The 22251-nt window shown below is 63.4% G+C and carries 22 protein-coding genes and 2 tRNA genes; 15 read left to right on the plus strand and 9 right to left on the minus strand.

The annotated features are described in order from the left end of the window. Nucleotides 1–11 precede the first annotated feature (11 nt). On the plus strand, nt 12–1022 hold the full coding sequence (speB, locus tag ILT42_RS16675) for an agmatinase (RefSeq protein ID WP_204216833.1): 1011 nt from the start codon (nt 12–14) through the stop codon (nt 1020–1022). A gap of 7 nt (nt 1023–1029) precedes the next feature. On the opposite strand, the gene ILT42_RS16680 is transcribed toward speB, so the two are convergent. Continuing rightward, the gene (locus ILT42_RS16680) at nt 1030–2007 is read right to left on the minus strand and encodes a DUF1624 domain-containing protein (RefSeq protein ID WP_204216834.1); all 978 of its coding nucleotides are present in this window, start codon (nt 2005–2007) and stop codon (nt 1030–1032) included. Between the two features lie 55 nt (nt 2008–2062). On the opposite strand from ILT42_RS16680, the gene ILT42_RS16685 reads away from it, so the two are divergent. The 9 genes from ILT42_RS16685 (at nt 2063) to ILT42_RS16725 (ending at nt 7329) form a co-directional block, all read left to right on the plus strand. Beyond that, nucleotides 2063–2833, plus strand: coding sequence for an SIR2 family NAD-dependent protein deacylase (locus ILT42_RS16685; RefSeq protein WP_204216835.1), 771 nt, complete (start codon nt 2063–2065; stop codon nt 2831–2833). A 111-nt stretch (nt 2834–2944) separates the two neighbouring features. Then, nucleotides 2945–3565, plus strand: coding sequence for a cold-shock protein (locus ILT42_RS16690; protein ID WP_407664591.1), 621 nt, complete (start codon nt 2945–2947; stop codon nt 3563–3565). 63 nt (nt 3566–3628) lie between these two features. Beyond that, nucleotides 3629–4042, plus strand: a complete 414-nt coding sequence (locus tag ILT42_RS16695; RefSeq protein WP_229428737.1) for a DUF192 domain-containing protein — start codon at nt 3629–3631, stop codon at nt 4040–4042. 156 nt (nt 4043–4198) lie between these two features. Next, a tRNA-Pro gene (locus ILT42_RS16700) sits at nt 4199–4275 on the plus strand. A gap of 36 nt (nt 4276–4311) precedes the next feature. Continuing rightward, nucleotides 4312–4617 (plus strand): ETC complex I subunit, encoded by a 306-nt coding sequence (locus tag ILT42_RS16705; protein ID WP_204216837.1) that lies wholly within the window; start codon nt 4312–4314, stop codon nt 4615–4617. Between the two features lie 19 nt (nt 4618–4636). Then, nucleotides 4637–4713, plus strand: a tRNA-Arg gene (locus ILT42_RS16710). Nucleotides 4714–4994: 281 nt separating this feature from the next. Further along, nucleotides 4995–6512, plus strand: coding sequence for a phytase (locus ILT42_RS16715; protein ID WP_204216838.1), 1518 nt, complete (start codon nt 4995–4997; stop codon nt 6510–6512). Nucleotides 6513–6633: 121 nt separating this feature from the next. Next, nucleotides 6634–6864, plus strand: coding sequence for a hypothetical protein (locus ILT42_RS16720; protein ID WP_204216839.1), 231 nt, complete (start codon nt 6634–6636; stop codon nt 6862–6864). Between the two features lie 48 nt (nt 6865–6912). Then, the gene (locus ILT42_RS16725) at nt 6913–7329 is read left to right on the plus strand and encodes a response regulator (RefSeq protein WP_204216840.1); all 417 of its coding nucleotides are present in this window, start codon (nt 6913–6915) and stop codon (nt 7327–7329) included. An 8-nt stretch (nt 7330–7337) separates the two neighbouring features. On the opposite strand, the gene ILT42_RS16730 is transcribed toward ILT42_RS16725, so the two are convergent. Further along, the gene (locus ILT42_RS16730; RefSeq protein ID WP_204216841.1) at nt 7338–7520 is read right to left on the minus strand and encodes a hypothetical protein; all 183 of its coding nucleotides are present in this window, start codon (nt 7518–7520) and stop codon (nt 7338–7340) included. A 240-nt stretch (nt 7521–7760) separates the two neighbouring features. Between ILT42_RS16730 and ILT42_RS16735 the strand changes: the two genes are divergently transcribed. Beyond that, a complete protein-coding gene (locus tag ILT42_RS16735; RefSeq protein WP_204216842.1) occupies nt 7761–7967 on the plus strand; it encodes a NepR family anti-sigma factor in 207 nt (68 codons plus the stop codon). Between the two features lie 16 nt (nt 7968–7983). Here ILT42_RS16735 and ILT42_RS16740 read toward each other — a convergent pair whose 3' ends face one another. The 3 genes from ILT42_RS16740 to ILT42_RS16750 form a co-directional block, all read right to left on the minus strand. Beyond that, a complete protein-coding gene (locus ILT42_RS16740; protein WP_204216843.1) occupies nt 7984–11055 on the minus strand; it encodes a hypothetical protein in 3072 nt (1023 codons plus the stop codon). Between the two features lie 245 nt (nt 11056–11300). Further along, nucleotides 11301–12053, minus strand: coding sequence for a hypothetical protein (locus tag ILT42_RS16745; protein ID WP_204216844.1), 753 nt, complete (start codon nt 12051–12053; stop codon nt 11301–11303). A gap of 1 nt (nt 12054) precedes the next feature. Then, entirely contained in the window at nt 12055–13629 is a 1575-nt protein-coding gene (locus tag ILT42_RS16750; protein WP_204216845.1) for a lipopolysaccharide biosynthesis protein, read from the minus strand. Between the two features lie 467 nt (nt 13630–14096). Here ILT42_RS16750 and ILT42_RS16755 point away from each other — a divergent pair, with 467 nt between their 5' ends. Then, nucleotides 14097–16100, plus strand: a complete 2004-nt coding sequence (locus ILT42_RS16755; protein ID WP_204216846.1) for a hypothetical protein — start codon at nt 14097–14099, stop codon at nt 16098–16100. Nucleotides 16101–16164: 64 nt separating this feature from the next. Here ILT42_RS16755 and ILT42_RS16760 read toward each other — a convergent pair whose 3' ends face one another. Both ILT42_RS16760 and ILT42_RS16765 read right to left on the minus strand, forming a co-directional pair. Beyond that, nucleotides 16165–16452, minus strand: coding sequence for a hypothetical protein (locus ILT42_RS16760; RefSeq protein ID WP_204216847.1), 288 nt, complete (start codon nt 16450–16452; stop codon nt 16165–16167). A gap of 69 nt (nt 16453–16521) precedes the next feature. Beyond that, nucleotides 16522–16821 carry a hypothetical protein gene (locus ILT42_RS16765; protein ID WP_204216848.1) on the minus strand — a complete coding sequence of 100 codons (300 nt, stop codon included), beginning with the start codon at nt 16819–16821 and terminating at the stop codon, nt 16522–16524. Nucleotides 16822–17061: 240 nt separating this feature from the next. Here ILT42_RS16765 and ILT42_RS16770 point away from each other — a divergent pair, with 240 nt between their 5' ends. Further along, nucleotides 17062–18162 (plus strand): NADH:flavin oxidoreductase/NADH oxidase, encoded by a 1101-nt coding sequence (locus ILT42_RS16770; protein ID WP_229428720.1) that lies wholly within the window; start codon nt 17062–17064, stop codon nt 18160–18162. 57 nt (nt 18163–18219) lie between these two features. Here ILT42_RS16770 and ILT42_RS16775 read toward each other — a convergent pair whose 3' ends face one another. Then, the gene (locus ILT42_RS16775) at nt 18220–18930 is read right to left on the minus strand and encodes an outer membrane protein (protein WP_204216849.1); all 711 of its coding nucleotides are present in this window, start codon (nt 18928–18930) and stop codon (nt 18220–18222) included. A gap of 410 nt (nt 18931–19340) precedes the next feature. Between ILT42_RS16775 and ILT42_RS16780 the strand changes: the two genes are divergently transcribed. Beyond that, a complete protein-coding gene (locus tag ILT42_RS16780; RefSeq protein ID WP_204216850.1) occupies nt 19341–20978 on the plus strand; it encodes a Na/Pi cotransporter family protein in 1638 nt (545 codons plus the stop codon). Nucleotides 20979–20999: 21 nt separating this feature from the next. Here the strand turns inward: ILT42_RS16780 and ILT42_RS16785 are convergent, their stop codons facing one another. Continuing rightward, nucleotides 21000–21206: a hypothetical protein gene (locus tag ILT42_RS16785; protein ID WP_204216851.1), complete on the minus strand. Its 207-nt coding sequence runs from the start codon at nt 21204–21206 to the stop codon at nt 21000–21002. Between the two features lie 130 nt (nt 21207–21336). Between ILT42_RS16785 and ILT42_RS16790 the strand changes: the two genes are divergently transcribed. Continuing rightward, the gene (locus ILT42_RS16790; protein ID WP_204216852.1) at nt 21337–22248 is read left to right on the plus strand and encodes a LysR substrate-binding domain-containing protein; all 912 of its coding nucleotides are present in this window, start codon (nt 21337–21339) and stop codon (nt 22246–22248) included. The last annotated feature ends 3 nt before the right edge of the window (nt 22249–22251 follow it).

Consider the following 22251-nt stretch of genomic DNA (forward strand, 5'->3'; position numbering starts at 1 on the left):
GGTCCCCAAGCATGTCAGGAAGCCTCAATATCAAGCCGAGCCGCGTCGAACGGGACAAGCGTCTTGCCGCCTATCAGCCCTTGTCCGGCATGGTCGTGCCGCGTTTCGCCGGAATCTCGACGTTCATGCGGTTGCCGCACATCTTGCCGGAAAGTGCGCCCGGGGAGATCGACATCGCGCTCCTCGGGATCCCGTTCGATGGCGCCACCACCAATCGGCCAGGCACGCGGCTGGGTCCGCGTCAGGTTCGCGAGGCGTCGTCCCTGATGCGGCTCGTGAACTACGGAACGCTTGTTGCGCCTTACGACCTGTGCGCCTGCGCGGATGTGGGCGACGTGCCCGTGAACCCCATCGACGTGTCGGACACCCTCGGCCGGATCGAGGCACAGATCGCCCATCTGCATGCGGCCGGCATTACGCCCTTGTCCGTTGGAGGCGACCACATCGTGTCCTACCCGATCCTGCGGGCGCTCGGCGCTCGTGAGCCCGTCGGACTGATCCATGTGGACGCGCACAGCGATACCGGAGACACCTATTTCGGGGGTCAGAAGCTCACGCACGGGACTCCCTTCCGCCGGGCCATCGAAGATGGCGTGCTGGACCCGAAGCGTATGGTCCAGATCGGGATCCGCGGGACCATGTACTCCACTGACGAGCGCGACTGGGCGCTCGACCAAGGCATCCGGATCATCGACATGGAGGAGGTTGCTGAGAAGGGCATTCCCTATGCGATCGCGGAGGCTCGCCGCGTCGTGGGACAGGGCCGCACCTACTTCACCTTCGATATCGACTCCATCGACCCGGCCTTCGCGCCTGGAACCGGCACGCCGGAGATCGGAGGCTTCACCAGCCGCGAGGCGCTGCAGCTCGTTCGTGGCTTTCGCCATCTCGACCTCGTGGGCGCCGACATGGTGGAAGTGTCGCCGCCGCTCGATCCGACGGGAGGAACCGCGCTCGTGGGAGCCTCGATCGCCTTCGAGCTTCTGTGCCTGCTGGCGGAGGCTCGCTCGGAGCGCAATTAACGTAACGTCATGCCGGCGGAACGCTTCTCAAGCATTGCTGGGCGGTGCGGGAGATTCGTGTCTGGTCGTCGGGGCCGACCGTACCGGCCATGACCTTCCGCCATGTGTCGTCCTCCCGGAGGCGGTCCACCACGCAAGAGCAGACGGATCGGCAGACCCGCACATTGCTGTTGCTGGTCAGGCAGTTCGCCTCGCATTGCTGGATGAAGGGCTGGGCTTCGGCCGTCCGGTTCGGACCGACGAGTTGCAAAACCCCGTAGAGAGCGCCGAAGAGCACGAGCTGGTGGATCAGGTAGATCGGCAGGCTTTTGCGTCCTGCCCACACGAGCGCTCGCGTCCCCGGTCCCTTGGCGCCCACGGGAGCCGTCGGAGCCGCATTGCGCGGGAGAAGCAGAGCTCTCCCGATCACGATGCCGATGAGCACGAGGCCGAACCACGGGAAGACCGGCACATAGTCGTTGGTGACGGGCTCGCTGGCTCCCAGGCCCAACCAGTCGAGCCACGGCCGGTCCCAGAGGGGAGCCGTAGCGATCCATGGAAGGCTGAGGCAGAGCAGGGCTGACACGGCCGCGATCCAGGCGGGAAGGCGCAGAAACGGGAGGGCCAGGACGCTCGACAGCGCGATGCAATGCAGAATTCCAAAGAAGATGTAGCTCTCGGGAAACGCGAGATAGGTTGCAATCGTCACGAGGGCGGCCGCCCCGGCGATCTTGGCGAGGCGCTTCAGGAAGGCCCAGCCACGAAATCCATTGGCATGGGCCATTGTTAACCCGACACCGACCAGGATCAGAAACGATCCGGCGATGGTGCGCGCGAACCAGCGCCAGGCTGGGTCCTGGATCAGATCCACGGGAATCAGCCTCAGGTAGCTCAAGTCCCACCCGAAGTGGTAGACCACCATGGCGCAGATCGCGATGCCGCGGGCAATGTCGATGCCATCCCATCTCCGGGAGGGGATCGCTCGGTTGGTCGCGGTGCTGGTCAAAGGCTTCGGTCCGGTTCTCGCCTGACATAGGGCAGGGGAGCCCTATATCACCCCGATGACGGAAAGCCTTGATTCTTTACTGGCCGCGCTGGCACGCCTCTTGAGCGAGAGCCGCGTCGCCGTCGGGTTCACCGGGGCTGGGATCTCCACGGAGAGCGGTGTCCCGGACTTCCGAACTCCTGGGTCGCCCTGGATGCAAAACAAGCCGATCCCCTACGAAGCGTTCCTGGCCAGCGCCGAGGTGCGCCGAGAGGCCTGGCGCCGCAAGTTCGCCATGGACGACCTCTACCGCGGCGCGCGTCCTGGCGTAGGACACCGCTTCCTGGCAACGATGGTATCGTCGGGCCGCATGCCGGCCGTCATCACGCAGAACATCGACGGCCTGCACCAGCAATCGGGCCTCTCGCCCGAGGAGGTGATCGAGCTGCACGGGAACGGGACCTACGCGACCTGCCTGTCCTGCGGGACGCGTCATGAGCTGGATGGGATCCGATCCCTGTTCGAGACGGAGGGCAGTCCGCCGCCTTGCCGTCATTGTGGCGGGATCCTCAAATCGGCGACGGTATCGTTCGGGCAGGCTATGCCCTCCGACGCCATGAGAAGGGCACAAGACCTGACCCTGTCATGCGACCTGTTTCTGGTTTTGGGATCCTCTCTAGTGGTGTACCCCGCCGCCGCTCTTCCGTCGCTGGCTAAAAGAAACGGCGCGAGTCTCGTCATCGTCAACCGCGAACCCACCAAGCTCGATGCGGAAGCCGATTTGGTCATCCGCGGAGAGATCGGTTCGATCCTCGACGCTATCTCATTGAAATGGCAATATAATTGAAAGCCGGTGACGCTTCGGCATCATCAAAATCGCGTTTCGGGCTTCCCCGGATTCAGGACGGTGTTATCTTCTCATTAAGAGATGGCAGTTTGATTCGAGTGCGGGTTTCTCATGTCCAAAGATTTCAGCGCCAGTTCGTTCGGCATGGCAGGGCACGACTCTTCCTTCGAATCCCCCAGGACTGATGCGGGACAGGACACGTCCGGCGAGAAGCCCCTCGATCTCGTCCAGATCAGCGGCCGGATCAAATGGTTCGACGTGGCCAAAGGCTTCGGATTCATCGTTCCGGACGACGGCAAGCCCGATGTGCTGCTCCATGTGACCTGCCTGCGCCGGGACGGATACCAGGCCGCGAACGAGGGCGCGCGCATCGTCGTCGAGGCGGTCCAGCGTCCGCGAGGATGGCAGGCCTTCCGCATCCTCTCCCTCGACCAGTCGACGGCGCTCCATCCCTCCGAGTTGCCCATGCCTCGCACTCATGTGCAGGTCACGCCGACGAGCAGCCTGGAGCCGGCCATCGTCAAATGGTTCAACCGCCTGCGCGGGTTCGGCTTCCTTACGCAAGGTGAGGGCAGCCCGGACATTTTCGTTCACATGGAAACTCTGCGCCGTTACGGCATTGCCGAACTGAAACCGGGCGAGCGGGTTCTGGTGAGGTTCGGAGATGGGTCGAAGGGCCTGATGGCGGCGGAAGTCCGTCTGGCCGATATGACACTGCCCCAATCCCACTGACGCTCGCGCGAGGATCGTTCCGTGTTTCGCGCTCTGGCCCGCCCATTTGCGGCTTTCTGCTTATTGCTGGCCTTCGCGGCTGCCGCCCACGCCCAGGTTTTCGAGCCGCTGACGATAGTGGCCACGGGCGGCCAGCGTCATTCCTTCCAAGTCGAGGTCGCCCGCAACGATGCCGACCGCGCTCAAGGCCTGATGTTCCGGCGCACCATGGCGCCGGATCACGGCATGCTGTTCGACTTCGCCAAGGTCGCGCCGGTTTCGATGTGGATGCAGAACACATACCTTCCCCTGGACATGCTCTTCATCCGCCAGGACGGCACCATCGCGCGGATCGCGGCCAATACCGAGCCATTGTCGACCCGCACCATATCATCGGGCGAGCCTGTACTTTCCGTTCTCGAATTGAATGCAGGGACGTCCGCACGGCTTGGGATCAAGGCCGGCGACAGGGTCGAGCATCCGCTTTTCAAGCGCTGAGATCCGTCGACGGCATCGTCTCGGGCCCACCAATGGGCCGGCGCGGAGATTTCCGTCCTAGATCGGCCCCGGATTTCGATTCCTTCCAATCCAGGAACCGGAGGGCTTGCGCTCCCGTTCCCAGAACGATAGACGAACCAAGCTCTTGGTGAGGATCGGGGTGTAGCGCAGTCTGGTAGCGCATCTGCTTTGGGAGCAGAGGGTCGCAGGTTCGAATCCTGCCGCCCCGACCATCCACCAACGGCACGACCAGGATTTTCGGTAAGCCCATGCCCGCACGCATTTATAAGCCAGCGAAGGCCGCCACCCAGTCCGGAATGGCCCGGACCAAGCAATGGCTGCTCGTTTTCGAGCAGGATAAGCCCCGGGAGATCGAACCGCTCATGGGCTGGACCAGCTCCGGCGACACCCGCCAGCAGCTCCGCCTGTGGTTCGATACGCAGGAGGAGGCTGTGGCTTACGCGGAGCGGGAAGGGATTCCTTACCGGGTCGAGGAGCCCCACGACATCAAGCGGCGCCTGATGTCCTATTCCGACAACTTCAAGTTCAACCGGGTTGGTCCCTGGACCCATTGATCGCGCCGAGATGCCCCACGGCCCCGTAGCTCAACCGGATAGAGCAGCCGCCTTCTAAGCGGCAGGTTACAGGTTCGATTCCTGTCGGGGTCGCCACTCTCGGATTTTCCGGGCCGTGGGGCCGGCATTCCACCACCCTCAGCATCCGGTCTTTTCGCCGCCAAGGGGCGGCATCTGGTCCTCGAGCACGGATCATGAGTCGTTCGGCGGCCGCCAGAGACAAATTTCTCTCCTTCCGGCGCATTTCGACCCTTCCGTCAGGTCTCCCGGAACATATGTAATTTGTTGACCTCTCCCTGTCGTGCCATGGGAGGAGTTTGTTCCGCCTACCGCCTACCGCCTCCGCCTGCTCTCAACCGCATCCCAAGGGGATCCAGATGGCGTTTTCCGGCAACGTGGCAGCTTTGGCTGAAACTCCCTCTGTAGCGGGAAGCGGCGATGTTGCGGACGATCCGACCTTTTGGATCAACCGCAACGATCCGGCCGCCAGTTACATCATCGGAACGAGCAAGCACCCCAGCCAGGGCGGACTCTACGTTTACGACCTGCAAGGCCGTCAGGTCGATCACTACGCGGCAGGCGAAGCGTTGAACAACGGTGATCTGCGCTACGACTTCGACCTCGGCGGCAGCCTCATCGACCTCTATGGTGCGACGAACCGAAAGACCAACCAGATCGACTTCTTCACGCTCGACGCCGGTGGAGACCTGCAGAAGCTCGGCTCCGTTCCGAGCGGCATCAGTGGCGTCTATGGCTTCAGTTTGGCCAAGGTGGACGATACGCTCTACGCCTTCGTGACCCATCGCAACAGCGGCGTCGTCAACCAGCTCGAAATTTACGACGACAATGGCTCGCTGGCCTCGAAGCTGGTTCGGAGCTTCGATGTGGGGTCCGTCGCCGAGGGCGTCGTAGTGGACGACCGCACCGGAGCCGTCTACATCTCCCAGGAGAGTACCGGCATCTGGCGCTATGACGTGGATCCGGAGACAGGCTCCGCCCGCACCCTGGTCGCGGAGGTCGGCACAAGCGGACTCCGAGCCGATGTCGAAGGGCTGGCGATCTATGAAGGGCAGGACGGCGCAGGATATCTCGTCGCATCCAGCCAAGGCAGCGACAGCTATTCGGTCTTCGACCGGGCCTCGAACAGCTATCTCGGCAGTTTCAAGGTCGCGGCGAATGGCGGCATCGATGCGGCGTCGGACACGGATGGCGTCGCCGTTACGGGACAGAATCTAGGTGACGTCTACGAGCAAGGGATGTTGGTCGTCCACGACAGCAGCAATAGCGGAGGCGCCACGAGTAACTTCAAGCTCGTGCCCTGGTCAGGCATCGCGGCCCTGATCGGTCAGGAGACGCCTCCCGATTCCCCGCCTCCTCAACAGCCGGAGGAGCCGAATCCTGAACCTCAGACGGACGATCCGACGTTTCAATCGGTAAATTGGGCCGGGAGTGCCGGGGCCGACACCGCCATCGGCAACGCTCTCGACAATGTCATGGACGGGAATTTCGGCAACGACCTGCTCAAAGGGGGAGCCGGGAACGACCGGATCGACGGTGATTATGGAGCCGATACCCTGTGGGGTGGATCGGGCAAGGACGTGTTCGTCTTCATGCATTCGAGAGCCACCAACGGCGACGTGATCAAGGATTTCGTTCAGGGCGAGGATATGATCGATCTCAGCGGGATCGATGCCGACAAGGGTCGCGCGGGCAATCAGGACTACGAGTTCATCGGAGACGCGCCCATCGCACGCGTCGGCCAGGTGTCCTTCGTCCAGGATGCCGCCGAGAATCGGACTTACCTTTACGGAAACTCCACCGGCACCACGGCTCCGGAATTCAGGTTGATCGTGGAGGGCCTCCACACATTTACCGTGGCCGACTTCGTTCTGTAACGGGATCGGGTGCGGTCTCACACACCTCCTTCGGTATCCCGGAAACCTGTGCGGTTCGTCGCGAGTTGGGGTAGCAAGCTCGAATGAGCCGGGGACGCGACATTCGCACAGGGGCACTTCCATGTTGAACGACAGGCCACTTCAAGGTTTGAGGCTCTCGAACACGCTCATCCCGTGTCCCGAAGCCGCAGCTCAGGTCGCCGGACATCTTCTGAGGCACATTTATGCCGATCTGATCGATGCCGAGCAGCCGGAGCTATTCAAGTCTCTGATCCTGCAACTGGAGGCGCGAGAGATGATTGGCCGGGCGAGAACCGGCTCCGAGTGCCCGCAAACGGCCGGGCCGGCTTAAGACAGCGTTAACCGTCGAAGCGCAACATCGGCATCCGGGAGATGCGTGATGGAAGCTCATTCTCATCCTCGACAAACCGTTCTCGTCGTCGACGACGACCCCATCTCCGGAGGCCTGCTCGTCCAGATTCTCCGGATGGGCGGCTTCGAAGCCGTCCGAACCGCCTGCGCCAGCCACGGGCTGCTCACGCTCTGCAAGGCGCGCGCCGGTGTCGACTGGCTGGTCACGAAGCTTGAGATGCCAGGCCTGATCGACGCCTGGATCCTGGCAGATGAGTTCCATCGACATCAGGCCGATAGACCCGTGGTTCTCTTGACCGATTCACCCACCGGCTGCGACGCACCCGCGATCGATGCCGTCGCTGCCCCGGCAGGGTCTCCAATGTTGGTCGTGGAGGCGCTTCAGGCGCTGGCGCAGCCCCGCCGCCCAGCGCCGCCCTCCCTCGAGATTTCGAGAGCCGCCTAGAAGTCGGGTCAGCTCGTGCGCTCCGGCTCCTGAGTCCAAGTCTCGATCGCGACGCGAATGTCGCTCGGCAGGTCGTAGATGCCGCGGTCGTTCTCCGCAATCGAGGAAATGACGGCCGCATATTCGTCAATTCGGCGAGCCTGAGCCGAGGCGGGATCCTCAGTCAGGAAGGAATCGGTTGAACAGACCATTAAGGACAAAATCCCTAGCAATGCACGCATAGGCGATGACTCCCATGTCGTTAGGGAAGCAGCTTGGCTTCTCAGAAGTCTCTGAGGCGTGCGGGCGCGCACCCGCCGGATGCCTTATCCGGGCGTGGCTTTCCCGCCACGGGAGAGCACGGACGCTGCGGCCAAGCTGAAACCGATGGGAGCCGCAGGAGTTCAACCACCACGCCTTGTGGGAACTTTGGCTTTGAAATGAGTGCTGCCATGCTGTCAAACGATAGAGATTTCAGGGAGTTGCGTCTTCCTAACACGCTGCAGCTTACGCCTGACCACACGTCCCTGGTCGTCGGCCGGCTTTTGCGCGAGCATTACCAGCGGCTCGTCGAGGAGGACGTTCCCGACCGGCTGCGCAACCTCCTGAACCAAATCGACGACAGAGAACGCGCTGCCATGCATGCCAGCGCACGTTGAGCCGGGTGTATTCTCCTCAAACGAAGAATAGATCCGTTTGGGGAAGTTCGATGTTGTTGTGCCAAATCTGGCTCCCCGCCTTGGCGAACACGAAGAAGGAATTGTCCGTGTGGGAGCCGACATTATGCGCTGGAAGCTGAGGATCCGTGAAGGCGAGGCCTGGGCTCGATAGGGCGACGGATCCGAGGTCCGACGGATTGAACGTCAGATTTCCCGTGCTCACCTTCTTGTAATAGATGTCCTTCGGGCTGCCCGTGTGATCCTGATAGAAAATGTAGAGCTCGTTGTTCGTGTCGTCGAGCACGAGAGACGGCCGGCTGGGATCATGTTCCGCTCCACCGTTCACGACCTTGGCTGGCGTGCTCCAACTCCCGGGACGCCCGGACGTGAGCCAGATGGCGTTCTTGTCGTCCTTCATGGCGATATACACGGTATTGCCGTGAGCCACCGCCGAGATGTGGTTGTCGATCGCGACCTGACTTGACGTGGCGATCGTGCTCACGGCCCAACCACTGGCGTAGTCCGACGAGAAGCTGACATTATGCGTCGCCATCTTCCAACTGTTCGTCGCGCCGTCCGCGCTATAGGCGATGGCCACCTTCGTGACGCCGCCATCGGTGTAGGTGACGAAATCGGCTTTGCTGTCCCCGTTCGAGCCACCGTTTCGGACCGTTCCGGTGTCAACGGTTGTTTCCGCCCAGGTTGAGAGGCTGGTGTCGGTCGCGTAGGCAACATGCAGGCCGACCGTGCCGACCGTCGTCGACCCGATGGACGACAGAAGCGGATTCCCGTTTGTATCGAGGCCGAGAGCGATCTCGCTGTTGGAAGCCCAATTGCCGCTTGTGAGACCGCTTGCCGCGCTGACGCGGATATCCGCCGTCATCAGCCAGCTCTCGTGTTCCTGATCGTAAGCGAAGCGGTACAGGTGGGGTTCGACCGTACTCGGCCCGTGGTTCAGGACCCAGAGCACGTCGCGTTCATCGTCGAAGGCGATGTCCGCTCGCGCCCGGTTGTTCAGCATGTTGCCGCTGGCCTTCTCCCAAACGCCATCGTCATACTCGTGGATGGACCAGTTCGCTCCATCGGGCAGCACCGCCCACCATTCGCCGTCATGGTAGAAGCTCTTGCGGGCGTTCGTGTGCTCGAACGTTCGAGTCTCGCCCCCCGTAAAGGTCGTCGCGCGTCCCGGAACCCCAACGCCACCCGGCGTCGTCGTCGGCGCGATAGAGATGCTGAAGGCTCCCAGTGTCCCGGCGGCGGCTGCGTTACCGGCGTGGTCCAAGACGGCGCCCTGCTTGAGACTGACAGCGTGGCTTCCGTTATCGATCGGCGTGAACCCGCCGGGCGACGACAGCGTGTAAGTCGCCGTGACCGACCCATTGGCGTTCGCGGCGGTCGTCACCCCTGTGACCGTGACGCTGCCCGGCCCTGAGACCTCCAAGTCGTCCAGGCCGATGCTCGCGGGATCGATCCCGGACCCACCGACTTCGTCCGTGTAAACCACTTCAATCGTGTGAGTTTGGCTAGCGCTGCTCAGGTTCGGCAGAGTGGCGCTGGCGGTGGGCGCGGTCTTGTCCTGTGGCGGAGGAGGGGGGTCCACTTTCACCGTGTAAGTGACCACAAGCTGTGGCTTGATGGACGCCTCGGATGCATTGAAATCCCAGCCATCGGAGCCGAGCGACTTCAGCATCCAGCCGTGGTTGGCCTCGCCGTCCGCCCAGGCCTGAACGCTCGTGGTGACATCCACGTTCGTGGCGCCGACGAGGGTCTTGCCGGTATTGGCGTCCGCAGCCGCCCGCGCCTCGACGCCGTCGGTCTGGATCCCGTTGTTGCCGAACGTGTTCCAGGTCGCGGCCGCGTCCCAGGATTGCAGCATCCGGTGGAAGGTCGCGCCGTCGCCCTTGTTCGTCGTCTGCAGCGTCAGGACCGCGGAGGTGATCTTGGCGCCCACGGGAATCTGGCCTGTGCCGCTGCCGATCAGGCCCGAGAACATCAGCAGGGACTGGACGTCCGTGTCGACGCCGATGGTTGCCGTCGTCGCGTAGCTGCGCGTCGGCGAGGTCGACTTGATATTGGTGTCCTGCGCCCCCGAGTAGCCCCCGACGCCCTGCTGGAAGCTCACCGTTTGAGGCTGGGAGGTGGGGGGAGGCGGCTCGGGAGTGGGGTTCGGGATATCAACCGTGAAGGACGCGAGCGTTTTCGCCAACGCGGCGTTGCCTGCGAGATCCGAGACCTCGTTCGCCTTGAGCGATACGGAGTAGGTGCCGTTATCGGCGAACGTGAAGCCATCGGGAGAGGCGAGGGTGTAGGTGGCGGAGACCGTCCCGTCACCCGCGACGGATGTCGTGACCCCCGTCACGGCAATTCCGCCCGAGACAGCGATATCGTTAATGTCGATCTTGGTGACATCGACACCCGTACCGCCTGCCTGGTCCTGGTAGGTGACGACCACGGTGTGGTCCTGCCGGGCCGTCGTCACATTGGCTGCAAGCCCGCTGGCGGTGGGCGGGGTCGTATCAACGGGCGGCGGCGGGGGCGGCTGGTCGTCGAGCGTGTAGGTCACAACCAGGCGTGGTCTGACGGACGCCTCGGATGCGTTGAAGTCCCAGCCGTCGGAGCCGAGCGACTTCAGCATCCAGCCGTGGTTGGCCTCGCCGTCCGCCCAGGCCTGAACGCTCGTGGTGACATCCACGTTCGTGGCGCCGACGAGGGTCTTGCCGGTATTGGCGTCCGCAGCCGCCCGCGCCTCGACGCCGTCGGTCTGGATCCCGTTGTTGCCGAACGTGTTCCAGGTCGCGGCCGCGTCCCAGGATTGCAGCATCCGGTGGAAGGTCGCGCCGTCGCCCTTGTTCGTCGTCTGCAGCGTCAGGACCGCGGAGGTGATCTTGGCGCCCACGGGAATCTGGCCTGTGCCGCTGCCGATCAGGCCCGAGAACATCAGCAGGGACTGGACGTCCGTGTCGACGCCGATGGTTGCCGTCGTCGCGTAGCTGCGCGTCGGCGAGGTCGACTTGATGTTGGTGTCCTGCACCCCCGAGTAGCCTCCGACGCCCTGCTGGAAGCTCACCGTTTGAGGCTGCGATGCCATGACCCGTCTCCTGCCTAGCCCGATACGTGTGGGTTCTTGTTGTCGGCATCAGAATCGTTGGCTTGGAAGGTATTGCGCCGCGGCTCGTGCCATAAGGATAGTGTTGCCTGAGCGCGCCGCGCTCATTAACATTTCATGCTTCTGTCAAGTCAAAGGATTTATGGTTGACGAAGCTTTAAGAGGGATAGGCATCATGCCCTCCGGGTACCCCGGAAGGCTTAGGGTTCGGCTCGCACCTTCGTCCGTCACCGAGACAGGCGGCGCTTGAGCCAGACGTTGTGCTCCGCGAGCTTGTCCAACATCTCGGCTTCAGGGCGCCATCCTCTCGTCTCGAGGTAGTCATCGAGCTCTTCCATGGTGATTCTCACCGGGATGGCAAGGCGTTGCGCCATGCCTTGCAGTATCTCGCCATAAGGATGCTCCGGCGTGGCCGTGGGCGTCAGATCCGGCAACACGGTCGGCAAGCCGGACGACAGCCCTTTCTGGTAGACCGCGTGATAAGACAGGCTCAGGAAGTGGTCATCGGCGCATGGCTTGAGAACAAGCTCGCCTTGGCGCTGCGCGCGTTCCAGCAGCGCGCGCGCTCGTGCAGGAGGAAGGTATGACGTTCCTCGATACGAGGTGCCTGGCAGTGCGCTTGCCGTGTAGACATCGCAGGGTACGGCCCCTTCTTCGGAGTCCAGGAGTTCAGCCAGACGCGGCAGATCGGCATCGGCCACAAGCAGGTCGATATCCTCGCCGGGCTCGACATGCGGGAGGGCCTCGAACCATCGCAGAACCGCGTAGCGAATCTGGCGCCTGCGCAGTTCCTCGAAAAAGCCGGACACGCCGAGGCTTGCCGGGATAAAGCGCCGCGGCGACGGTCTGGGAGCGATGCCGAGGGCGCGCCTGATCCTGCGGCGGCGTTCCGGGGACACCAACGCCCTTGCACCGATGAAGCGCCGCTCCATCTCGGCGACATCGCGAAGGAGCCTCTTGACGGGAGCAAGCGCCGACACGTCACTCCCCCGCAGCTGGCGATGGCAGGTTTGCGGGGCGCATCATGGGTCGCAGCAGCTTGCGGGCCGCATCGATCATGACGCGAACATTCGACTGGCCGCCGGGGGTCACGCAGTAGATCGCCATGTAGAACGCAAGATAGATCGCGGCATCCGCCATGATGGCCAGGAAGGGCTGCTGGATCGTGAAGCTCGTGCTCGGAATCGCGTGGACGGCAAGCACGCATGCGCCTGCGGCAATCGACGCGACCGAGGCCGGCAGCACGGCGCCGATCACATCCCGCGGGCGAACGAACGTCCCCCGCAGGCAGAACGCGATGGCGGGCCCTCGGAGCACCATCATGACGGCGCTGTAGGCCGCCGCCACGCCGATCGGCCCGTATTGCACGCCGATGGTGACGCCGATCGCGATGATCGGTGTCTGCAGGATGGCCCATCGCAACTGGCGGGCCGTCCGTCCCAGGCTGACGTAAAGCCAGCCCGTTGCGACGTTGAAACTTCCGAGGAAGGCCGCAGGAGCAAGCGCCTGGAAGATCGGAACCGTTCCGAGCCACTCCTGTCCGAGAAGAAATCCTATGATCGGCCTGGCCTCGATGGAGATGAACACCACGAGGGGCATACCGGCCGTCACGAGCAGGCCGAGGGCCTTGCGATAATAGGTGCGATATCGGTCCGGATCGTTCTGCAGCCGGCTGAGCGCCGGAAGCGCCACGTTGGTGATCGGACCGTTGAGCTGCGTAATCGGAAGCAGGAGCAGGCTATAGGCGCGATTGTAGAGGCCGAGGGCCGTCTCGCCCCACACCTTGCCGATAAGGATGTTGTCCAAGTTGCGGTTGAGATACTGGCAGAGATTGGCACCGGTCAGATGCCCACCGAAGGCGATCATGGACCGGATCCCGGACCCGCGCACGGGGCGCCCCGGGCGCCACCGGCAGGCGATCCAGACCCAGACCATCGTCACGAAGGAGGTGGTGACGGTCATGAGCACCAGCGACCAGTAGGACAGGCCATAGAGCGCCGCCACGACGGCGACGGCGAAGCCGGCCAGCATGGAGCCGACCTCGATCACGGCGAGCTGACCGAACAGCATGTGCCGTTGCAGGAGCGCGATGTGCTGGGCGGACAGGCCGCCCGTCAGCATGGTGGCACCGAAGATGGCGGTGATTCCGATAAGGCGCGGATCCTCGTAGAACCGGCTCACGAGAGGAGCGCTGGCCACGATCAGGCCCGCCAGCACGGCGCTCATGGCGACGTTGATCCAGAACAGGGTGCTGACCTGTTCATCACTGATGGATTGCTTCTGGATCGTCGCCGCGGAGAGCCCCATGTCGCGGATCAGCGTGATCAGCCCGACGATCGGAGTGACCATCGCGATCAGGCCGAAATCCCCCGGCGACAGCAGCCGCGCCAGCACGACGATGGACAGGAAGTTCAGGGTGAATTTCGCACCCTGCGCCGTAATCGCCGCGACGCCTCCGGAGATCGACCGGCGGGCGAGATCATGCTTGAGATGAGACGTGTCGAAAAGACCGGATGCGGACTTCCCGGGCTGGCCTGCCTGGCCTTTGTCTTCCATGCCGGTTCCCATTCCCGAAGGGTTTCACGAGAGGTAGTCGGTGTGCGCCTCCACGAGGCCTCCGAATGGCGGTTCAGCCAGCGTGCTCCGGTCCCGGAAAACCGCCGCCATGGCCGAAGGTCTCGACGTGGCGCGCCGATCCACGCGGCTCACAAGCGAACGACTCTATTATGCCCCGCTTTGCTGGCGTTGACACCCGCACTACGCTTTCTTTCAGTCGCGTACCTCTTCTGGAGTAGGTTTAGACTAGAGGTCGGCAAGTCTAATCCATGCATCGGAAGGCTTTATTTTCAGAGCGGCCACTATAAACCTTCGCTCTACCGACGGAGCCCAAGTTTTATGGGTTCTAGCCATTTTGGTTCGTTAGTCGGCTGAAGGACAGATGATATAACTCCTGTAACGCTGGAGAGGACCTGTCCTCGCGGTGGCGAACCTGATTCTCTATGAGACGGAATGGAACGAGCCTGATGGAGCGGCGAGAGGACACCTCATCTTTGTCGGCCCGACTGCCTGGGCCGCTGAGCCGATTGCTGCGGCCGCGTCTCAAGACGCTTCTCGGCCGGGTGCGTGGCGACGGTCCCGTGCATCACATCGCTCAGGGCTTCGATCTCGCCGACCTCACGGCCGAGCTCGAAAGACATCAGCTCTCTTACGCTTTGCTCGACCTGAACCCGTCCGGATCCGGATCGCAGCCTGTTCTCCTCCTGGACGATGACGCTATGATGACGGTCGAGGGCATGCTCTCGCCGTGGCCAACGGGGCAGACGGTGGCGATCTACTCTGTCACAGGTCTGCCGGGCTATGCCTTCTCACCGCCCGGCGGCGACGGCGGCATGGCGCTCTTCCCACCCTATTTGGCACGCTCCCTCCTTGCTGCCGCCGAGCGTGGCTCCGGCCGGGTCGAGGGCCGGGAGGCCTTCCTGGCGCGCGCTTACGCCCTGACCTATCTCGCGGGCGGCTCGGCGGATGCCGCCTCTGTCGATGGATGGGACAGCGACGGCGCTCCGGCGAAGGCGATGGAGGCGGAGGCCGCCAGGCTGGGCATCCAGCTGGCAGCTCCGGTGACGCTGGAGGCCATCGAGACCGTCCTGGCTGACAACGGTTGGCGTCCTCCGATGGACGTCCTCGAACGCGCAGCGGGCTGGAACGGCTGGCTGCGAGACCGCTTCTTCGGCGAAAGCCACCAGGAGACCGAGGAGCCCGGCCTGTCGCTGTTCTTCGTTCGCCGGAAGGCCTCGGAGGATGGTCTGGAGCCGTCGATCATCAGGCTGCTGGAATCGGGCGGCTTCGAGATCCTGGAGACGATCCCGCTCGAGGGGGAACTGGCGCAGAAGGTCACCAACTCGGTAAGAGGCGGGAACTGGGGCCGGGGCCCCTGGCCGGTGAGCGGAGGGCCACCCGCGAGCATCATCGTTGCTTTCGACGTCATCCCCCTCGGCGTGTCGCAGGCGGAAGGCCGCCGCCATCCCGGCCTGGACAACGGACGGATCCTTGCCGCCAAGGAAGCGGTGCGGATGTACCTGAACGAGAATCTGCCGGCCGAAGCACGCTTCAACGCGGTCCACTCCACCGATAACAGCCGCCAATCGCTCGAAGTCCTGCGCGGCATTCCCGCCGTCGACGTGGACGCTCTCCTCCGGCTCATCGACGATCGCAGGCGGGACTTCGCGACCCATCACACCGTGATCGAGACCCTGACCCGCCACGGAAAGCGGGCGAAGGTCGAGCTCATCGAGTACAATGGGACGGTCGCGGTCAAGAAGACCTACCGGCATCAGGCCTTGCGCTTCCTCCAGCGCGAGGTGGCGTTCCAAGCCGAGTTCTCGGCCCTGCGCCCGGAGGTTCTGCCGGTTCTGGAGACGGGGCCGAACTATTTCATCTCACCCCACATCGAGGATGTCGGCGCCCAGCACCGGTTCCTGGGAATCACGTTCCCACGTCTGCTCAGCCTCAAGGATGTCCGCCAGCTCGCGGACTTCATCCGCTTCCTTCTCGCGCGTGGATACGATCCCATCGACCTGACGCCCTGGAACAACGTGCTGATCGACAGGACGGCAGGCCTGAAGGCGATCGACTTCGAGTTCGTCTACCGGAACCCGGATGGCCGTATCGTTCCGGAAAAATCGATGTGCCTCACCGGCCTCAAGGATGAGTTCCCGGGCGATTATCCATACGGGGTCTTCTATCTCAAGAACCCCTACGCGACGGAATGGTACCCTCGCATCGGCCTCGACCTCACGCGCTTCCTGCGCGGCGCGACGTGGAAGCAGCAGCCCCTGCGTTATATCAACTTCGGACGTTACGTGGTCCGTTGGACGATCCGGGGTGTGCTGCGGTCGGAAAGCAACAGCATCAAGGCGATCATTCGGCGTGTGGGACGGCAGGTCCTGCGGCGCAAGGCCAAGGTCGCAGCGACCCTCGACAAGGCGTCCCGGATCGCCCAGCACCCCCGAGAGCCCGCCACAGGCTAGAAGCCGCAGGCTCCGCGATCGCGAAGGGCCGGGTTCACCGAGCGTGCCGTCGAAGGCAGCGCCCTCAGAAGCGGAATCCGGCTCCCATTCCGCTGCCTGTCATGACGGGCTGGATCGCGGGCTCCGACGATGCGGCCGGCGCCTCCGCTGCATCCGGAGCCTGGACCCGTTTTGCGGGGGGAGCGGATGCGGAGGATGCCACCGGCGTCGGGGCCGATTTGACCTCGCCGGTCATGGAAGGCGGCGGCGGCACGTTGGTGTGCTGAAACACGCCCGAGGGACCACCGAACTGGCAACCCGCCAGCGCCGTTCCGATGGCTGCCAGAGCGAACAGTGTCACGATCGGCCGCATGCGAATCTCCTTGAAGTTGGGCCGAACCCTATTCTTCGGCAGGAGAATGTCGAGCGCGACCTGCGCCATCTAATGGGGATGCACGTCGCTGAGCGCGATGCGCACCCGCACGGCACCTTGGCGGGGGATCTTCGGGGGCCCGATGCTGACGGGCGTGTTCAGATAGGCGACGAGATCGCGGGCGGTGGCGGGGTCCTTGAACCGGATATGGCCGTACCGGGCATTGGCTTCGAAAAGATTCAGGAGCAGAACCTCGTCCTTGGTCAGATCGACATCGGCCAGATAACACCCCGAAACGCCCGTCACCGGGCGAACGTCGCGCAGGGCATGGTCGAGCGCATGGGGCCACTCACGAACGGGTTCAGGCATCGCATCCTCCGCAGGCTGCCATATTTCTACCAGTTGTAGTCGTCCGCTGTCTCGCAGCTATCGCCGGTTTATGATGGCGCAGAAGGATTAGTGGCGCGCGGCGCAAGCGGGCAGCCGGCCGAGATGAGAGCGGGCACCTGCCATGCAAATCCGCCATAGCCGCGCTTGCGGCTTGCGTTAGATTTCGGCCATCGGCCTTCGACTCAATGCGAAGGCTTCCACGAAGCACTATCGGTTCCCATGACAAGCATGCTCTTTTCGCCGATCCGTCTGGCGAATGCGGATCTTCCCAACCGGATCGTCGTCGCACCCATGTGCCAGTATAGCGCCAATGACGGCTGCGCCAGCGACTGGCACCTGACCCATCTGGGAAGCCTGGCCAATTCGGGCGCCGGTCTCGTCGTCGTCGAGGCGACCGCCGTCGAGCGTCGCGGCCGGATCACCCACGGAGATCTCGGGCTCTATGACGACGCCTGCGAGGCGGCCCTGCTGCGGGTGGTCAATCATTGTCGGCGGATTGGCACCGCCAGGATGGGCGTGCAGATCGCCCATGCGGGCCGAAAGGCGTCGACCCAAATTCCCTGGGAGGGAGGGCAGGCTCTCGGTCCGGAGCAGGATCCCTGGCAGACCATCGCGCCGTCAGCCATGCCCTACCGGCCCGACTGGCACACGCCGCGAGAGATGACCCAAGAGGATATCGACCGTGTCCGCGAGGCGCATGTGGACGCCGCCCGGCGGGCGCTGCGCATCGGATTCGACGAGATCGAGCTTCATGCCGCCCACGGCTACCTGCTGCACGAATTCCTGTCGCCGCTCACCAATAAGCGCACAGATCGCTACGGCGGCAGCCTCGAGGCGCGGATGCGCTTCCCGTTGGAGATAGCCCAGGCCGTGCGCGCCGTTTGGCCGACGGACAAACCCCTCGGCATTCGCATCACCGGCAGCGACTGGGCGTCGGGCGGCATCGAAGTGCCTGATGCGGTCGCATTCGCCAAGGCCCTTGAGGCGGTCGGGATCGATTTCATTTGCGTGTCGAGCGGAGGGCTCGTGCCGGAGGCGAAGATCGCGGTCGGGCCGAACTATCAGGTTCCGTTCGCGGAGGCGGTGAAGCGGCAGGTGAGCATTCCCGTCAGGGCGGTCGGGCTGATTGGAACGCCGCGCCAAGCGGAAAAGATCATTGCCGAAGGGCGCGCCGACATGGTCGCCCTGGCGCGGGCCTTTCTCGACAATCCGCATTGGGGTTGGCATGCCGCCAAGGTGCTGGGGGGCGATGTCGCCCGGCCACTCCAGTATGCCCGCGCGGCGCATCACCATTGGCCTGCGGCCTTTTACACGGACTGACCCGAAAAAAGCCCGGTGGAGGCACCGGGCTTTCTGGGTCTCTAGGAGGGAAGCGGCCTAGTTGAACTTGTAGTTCAGGCCGGCCCGGACCACGCCGAACTCCGTGTCGCGGCTGCGGTTGTAGATCGAGCCGAGGTCGTAGTTCGACTTCGTGTCGAGGTTGACGTAGAGCCCTTCCACCTTGGCGGTGATGTTGCTGGTGAAGCCGTATTCGACGCCGCCGCCGAGGGTCCAGCCGCCATTGGTGTCACCATCGCCGCGCCGGCCGCCAAGGCCCACGTCGTACGCATTGTTGCCACCGATGTCGCCGTAGGCGAAGCCGCCGGTGGCATAGATCAGCGCGTTGTCGATGGCGACGCCGGCACGGGCCCGGATTGTGCCGAAATAGCCGTCGGAATCGCCGCGATAGTAGGTCGTGCCGAAATAGGTTCCCTTGTTGCCGACCGCCGCATACTGGATGTCGGTCTCGGCACCGATCACGAACATGCCCATCTGATAGTTGTAGCCGGCTTGAGCGCCGCCGGTGAATCCACCCGAGCGGCCGCCGCCGACGGAGCCGAACGCCGGATCGACGTAGCGGCTCGTGCCCGTGCTCCAGCCGTAACCGGCATTGGCGCCCACGTAGAAGCCCGTCCAGGTGAAGATCGGCATCGGGCTGTAGGCGGGCTGCGGAGCGCCGCGATAGGGGAGGTCGGCCGCATGGGCGGCACCGGCGGCAAGGACGATGGACGCCGTTCCAGCGAGCAATCCGGTCAGAAGGTTACGCATAACATATTCCCGTCTTGAGAAACTTGCGGCGACTGAGGCTCATTGCCAAAGTGCAACGGGACCAAGATATCCATAAAACGAAACATAATTCAATAACACTATACCCGTGTTGGGTTCCTATGCTTTACAGACCGTAAACGGGTTACTTTTTGTAAAGACATCGTCGCATGAAAGCCTTCAGGTAATTTTCGGTTGCCTGAGGCTCGCCGATTCTAGACTTCGATCGGCCCCTCTCGCGTTGATCTGCCACCGAAATCCGAAATGTGGCTCCATCTGCCGAGACATCTTTCCCTCGACTTATGTCTCGACAGGCCTTAGAGGTTTTATTCATTAGCCGGCAACCTGATCGAGAGATTCAAGAGCCTGGACATCAATAACGCGAACAGGCCGCTCGTCCCTGGAGAGGTACCATGTCGGTGACCACTATTCTGCTCCATCTCCTCGGGGAGATCGCCCTCCTTTTGTGGGGCATCAACATGGTCAATAGCGGGGTTCAACGCGCTTTCGGCAGCGACCTCCGCTACGTCCTGGGGCTCGGCCTCAAGACCCGCCTGCGCGCGTTCTTCTCCGGCGTGGCCGTGACGACTGTCCTGCAGAGCAGCACTGCAACGGCCCTCATGGTGGCGTCGTTCACGGCGGGAGGGGCTGTCGATCTTGTCCCTGCCCTGGCGGTCATGCTGGGCGCGAATGTGGGCACGACCCTGATCGTGCAGGTCCTCTCCTTCGACATCTCGCTGGTGTACCCGGTTCTATTGTTCGGAGGTTTTCTGGCCTACCGCAAGGGCACTTCCAGCAAGATTCGCGACATCGGCCGCGCCGTCATCGGGCTCGGCCTCATGCTGCTGTCGCTTCATCTCGTGGTCGAGACCATGGCACCGATCGAGTCGTCCTCGATTCTCAAGGAGATGCTGGCTTCCTCGGACCCTATCATCCTGGTTCTGCTCGCCGCGATTTTGGCCTGGGCGGCTCATTCGAGCGTCGCCGCCATGCTGTTCATCATGTCCCTCGCGACGGCGGGCGTGATCGGGGCGGAGGCCGCTCTGGCGATGGTGCTTGGGGCGAATCTCGGAACGGCGCTCAACCCTTTGCTGGAGGGGACGGGTGGCGATCCGGTAAAGCTGCGGGTGCCCGTCGGCAATCTCGCCATGCGGGTGCTCGGCTGCGCGGTGGCGCTGCCTCTCATCCATCCCATCGTGGGCTTGATGAGCGGTTTCGACGCGCAGGCATCGCGCATGGCGGCCAACTTCCACACTCTGTTCAATTTCGTCCTCGCGGCGATCTTCATTCTGCCGCTTCCCTGGATCGCGCAGGCGCTGCTCAAGATCTTCCCCGAGAAGGTGAAGGCCTCCGATCCCGGCGTGCCGCAATACCTCGACGCCGATGCCCTGGACACGCCCTCCGTCGCCCTGGCCAATGCGGCCCGCGAGGTGCTGCGGATGGCCGATGTGGTGGAGACCATGCTTCGCAGCTCCCAGGACCTGTTCCGGGAAGGCGATCTCAGCCGCGTCTCGTCCGTCAGCCATACGGATGATGTCGTGGACCGGCTCTACAGCGCCATCCGTCGCTACCTCAGCGCGATCAACCACGAAGCCCTGAGCGAGGAGGAGGCGAGGCGCCTGTCGGACATTCTGGCCTTCGCCATCAACTTGGAGCACGTCGGCGACATCGTGGACAAGAACCTGATGGAACTCGCGGCCAAGCGCATCAAGAACCACCTTCGCCTTCCGAAGGACGTTCTCGACGACATCACCCATATGCACGCCAAGCTGCTGGACCATCTGCAGCTCGCGGCATCGGTGCTCATGTTCCAAGATGTGGCTTCGGCCAGGCGGCTCGTCACCGAGAAGGAGCAGTTCCGGGATATCGAGCGTGCGATTACGCAGCGGCACCTAGAGCAGCTGCGCTCCGGACGCGCCACGGGCGACACCAGCGCCATGCAGCTCGATATCGTCCGGGACCTGAAGCGCATCGAAGCTCACATCGCCTCGACCGGGCATTCGCTCCTGGAGCAGAGCGGCGACCTGAAGCCGAGCCGGCTCGCGTCCTGAACTCACCGGCCGGGAGCCTCTTCATAGTCGTTCCTGGTCCTTGAGGGCCTTCCAGTCCATGTACTGAACCTGATCCGGAAGCCCGATGTCCCGGCGGAGGTATTCGTTCAGGTCCGGAACGTCCGGCAGGATGACCGGCCGGAACCAGGGATACCCAGTCATCCGGAGCTTGAAGCGCAGCCAGAGGCCGCCGACGCCGTCCAGGCGGCGTAAATCGTCGTACCGCATTTTGATGCCTTTCCGAGGAAGGGCGCCGGAACGGCCGCCCTTGTTCATGCCCCGATGGTGGACCTCGTGAGGTGCCTTGACAAAGCGAAAGCCAAGTGGCTGCCATAAGGCCACCTTATGGATTCAAGTCATGCAACTTCCGCCCATGAGCACGATACGGGTCTTCGAAGCCGCGGCTCGCCACCAGAGCTTCACCCGCGCGGCCGAGGAGCTCGGCATGACCCAGGCCGCCGTGAGCTACCAGATCAGACTGCTGGAGGATCGCGTCGGCCTCCCGCTCTTCGTGCGGCTTCCGAGGCAGGTCGTTCTGACCGCGAAGGGGCGGGAGCTGGCACCGGCGATCACGGAGGCCTTCTCCCTCCTACGGGCAGCCTTTACGGATTTCGAGGATAGGTCCGAGACGACCCTCTCGCTGACGACCATGACCACCATCGCGTCGAACTGGCTCATTCCCCGCTTGGGGCGCTTGAAGGCCCTTCATCCGGAACTGGCCGTTCAGATTTCGATCTCGGACCAGATGGTCGATTTCAGCCGCAGCGAATTTGACGTGGGCATTCGATCGGGCCTTGGCGAGTGGCCGGGCCTGGAGGCGCACAGGCTCATTCCCAACCACTTCACCCCTGCCTGTGGGCCGAGCCTCCTGCAGGGCACACCACCCTATGCGCCCGAGGCAATCCTCCAGATGCCGCTGCTCTCGCCCCGCGATCCCTGGTGGCAGGATTGGACGCGGGCGGCCGGGCTCGGCGAAGTCGATCTGTCCGACCGGCCCGACAACGCCTTCGGCACCCAGCAGTTCGAGGGACTGGCGGCCATGTCCGGCCAGGGCGTCGCGCTCATCAATCCCTACTTCTTCGGGGACGACATCGCGGCGGGACGGCTCGTTCCAATCTCCGACGTGATGGTGCGGTCAGACCGGCCTTACTGGCTCGTCTATCCTAAAACCCGGCATCGCTCGAAGCGTATCAAGGCGTTTCGGGACTGGATCCTGACAGAGGCCGCCAGCGACATCCGAAGAAACGAAGAGGTCACCCTCGCGGGGTGAGGC

Origin of the sequence: Microvirga pudoricolor, from assembly GCF_016892705.1 — a bacterium.
GTDB classification, from domain to species: Bacteria; Pseudomonadota; Alphaproteobacteria; order Rhizobiales; family Beijerinckiaceae; genus Microvirga; species Microvirga pudoricolor.

What these genes read in the sequence shown, in the direction of transcription:
- speB (WP_204216833.1), top strand. Translation starts at nt 12, where the DNA reads ATGTCAGGAAGCCTCAATATCAAGCCGAGCCGCGTCGAACGGGACAAG.
- ILT42_RS16685 (WP_204216835.1), top strand. Translation starts at nt 2,063, where the DNA reads ATGACGGAAAGCCTTGATTCTTTACTGGCCGCGCTGGCACGCCTCTTG.
- ILT42_RS16690 (WP_407664591.1), top strand. Translation starts at nt 2,945, where the DNA reads ATGTCCAAAGATTTCAGCGCCAGTTCGTTCGGCATGGCAGGGCACGAC.
- ILT42_RS16705 (WP_204216837.1), top strand. Translation starts at nt 4,312, where the DNA reads ATGCCCGCACGCATTTATAAGCCAGCGAAGGCCGCCACCCAGTCCGGA.
- ILT42_RS16715 (WP_204216838.1), top strand. Translation starts at nt 4,995, where the DNA reads ATGGCGTTTTCCGGCAACGTGGCAGCTTTGGCTGAAACTCCCTCTGTA.
- ILT42_RS16720 (WP_204216839.1), top strand. Translation starts at nt 6,634, where the DNA reads ATGTTGAACGACAGGCCACTTCAAGGTTTGAGGCTCTCGAACACGCTC.
- ILT42_RS16725 (WP_204216840.1), top strand. Translation starts at nt 6,913, where the DNA reads ATGGAAGCTCATTCTCATCCTCGACAAACCGTTCTCGTCGTCGACGAC.
- ILT42_RS16730 (WP_204216841.1), bottom strand. Translation starts at nt 7,520, where the DNA reads ATGGTCTGTTCAACCGATTCCTTCCTGACTGAGGATCCCGCCTCGGCT.
- ILT42_RS16735 (WP_204216842.1), top strand. Translation starts at nt 7,761, where the DNA reads ATGCTGTCAAACGATAGAGATTTCAGGGAGTTGCGTCTTCCTAACACG.
- ILT42_RS16740 (WP_204216843.1), bottom strand. Translation starts at nt 11,055, where the DNA reads ATGGCATCGCAGCCTCAAACGGTGAGCTTCCAGCAGGGCGTCGGAGGC.
- ILT42_RS16750 (WP_204216845.1), bottom strand. Translation starts at nt 13,629, where the DNA reads ATGGAAGACAAAGGCCAGGCAGGCCAGCCCGGGAAGTCCGCATCCGGT.
- ILT42_RS16755 (WP_204216846.1), top strand. Translation starts at nt 14,097, where the DNA reads ATGGAGCGGCGAGAGGACACCTCATCTTTGTCGGCCCGACTGCCTGGG.
- ILT42_RS16760 (WP_204216847.1), bottom strand. Translation starts at nt 16,452, where the DNA reads ATGCGGCCGATCGTGACACTGTTCGCTCTGGCAGCCATCGGAACGGCG.
- ILT42_RS16765 (WP_204216848.1), bottom strand. Translation starts at nt 16,821, where the DNA reads ATGCCTGAACCCGTTCGTGAGTGGCCCCATGCGCTCGACCATGCCCTG.
- ILT42_RS16770 (WP_229428720.1), top strand. Translation starts at nt 17,062, where the DNA reads ATGACAAGCATGCTCTTTTCGCCGATCCGTCTGGCGAATGCGGATCTT.
- ILT42_RS16775 (WP_204216849.1), bottom strand. Translation starts at nt 18,930, where the DNA reads ATGCGTAACCTTCTGACCGGATTGCTCGCTGGAACGGCGTCCATCGTC.
- ILT42_RS16780 (WP_204216850.1), top strand. Translation starts at nt 19,341, where the DNA reads ATGTCGGTGACCACTATTCTGCTCCATCTCCTCGGGGAGATCGCCCTC.
- ILT42_RS16785 (WP_204216851.1), bottom strand. Translation starts at nt 21,206, where the DNA reads ATGCGGTACGACGATTTACGCCGCCTGGACGGCGTCGGCGGCCTCTGG.
- ILT42_RS16790 (WP_204216852.1), top strand. Translation starts at nt 21,337, where the DNA reads ATGCAACTTCCGCCCATGAGCACGATACGGGTCTTCGAAGCCGCGGCT.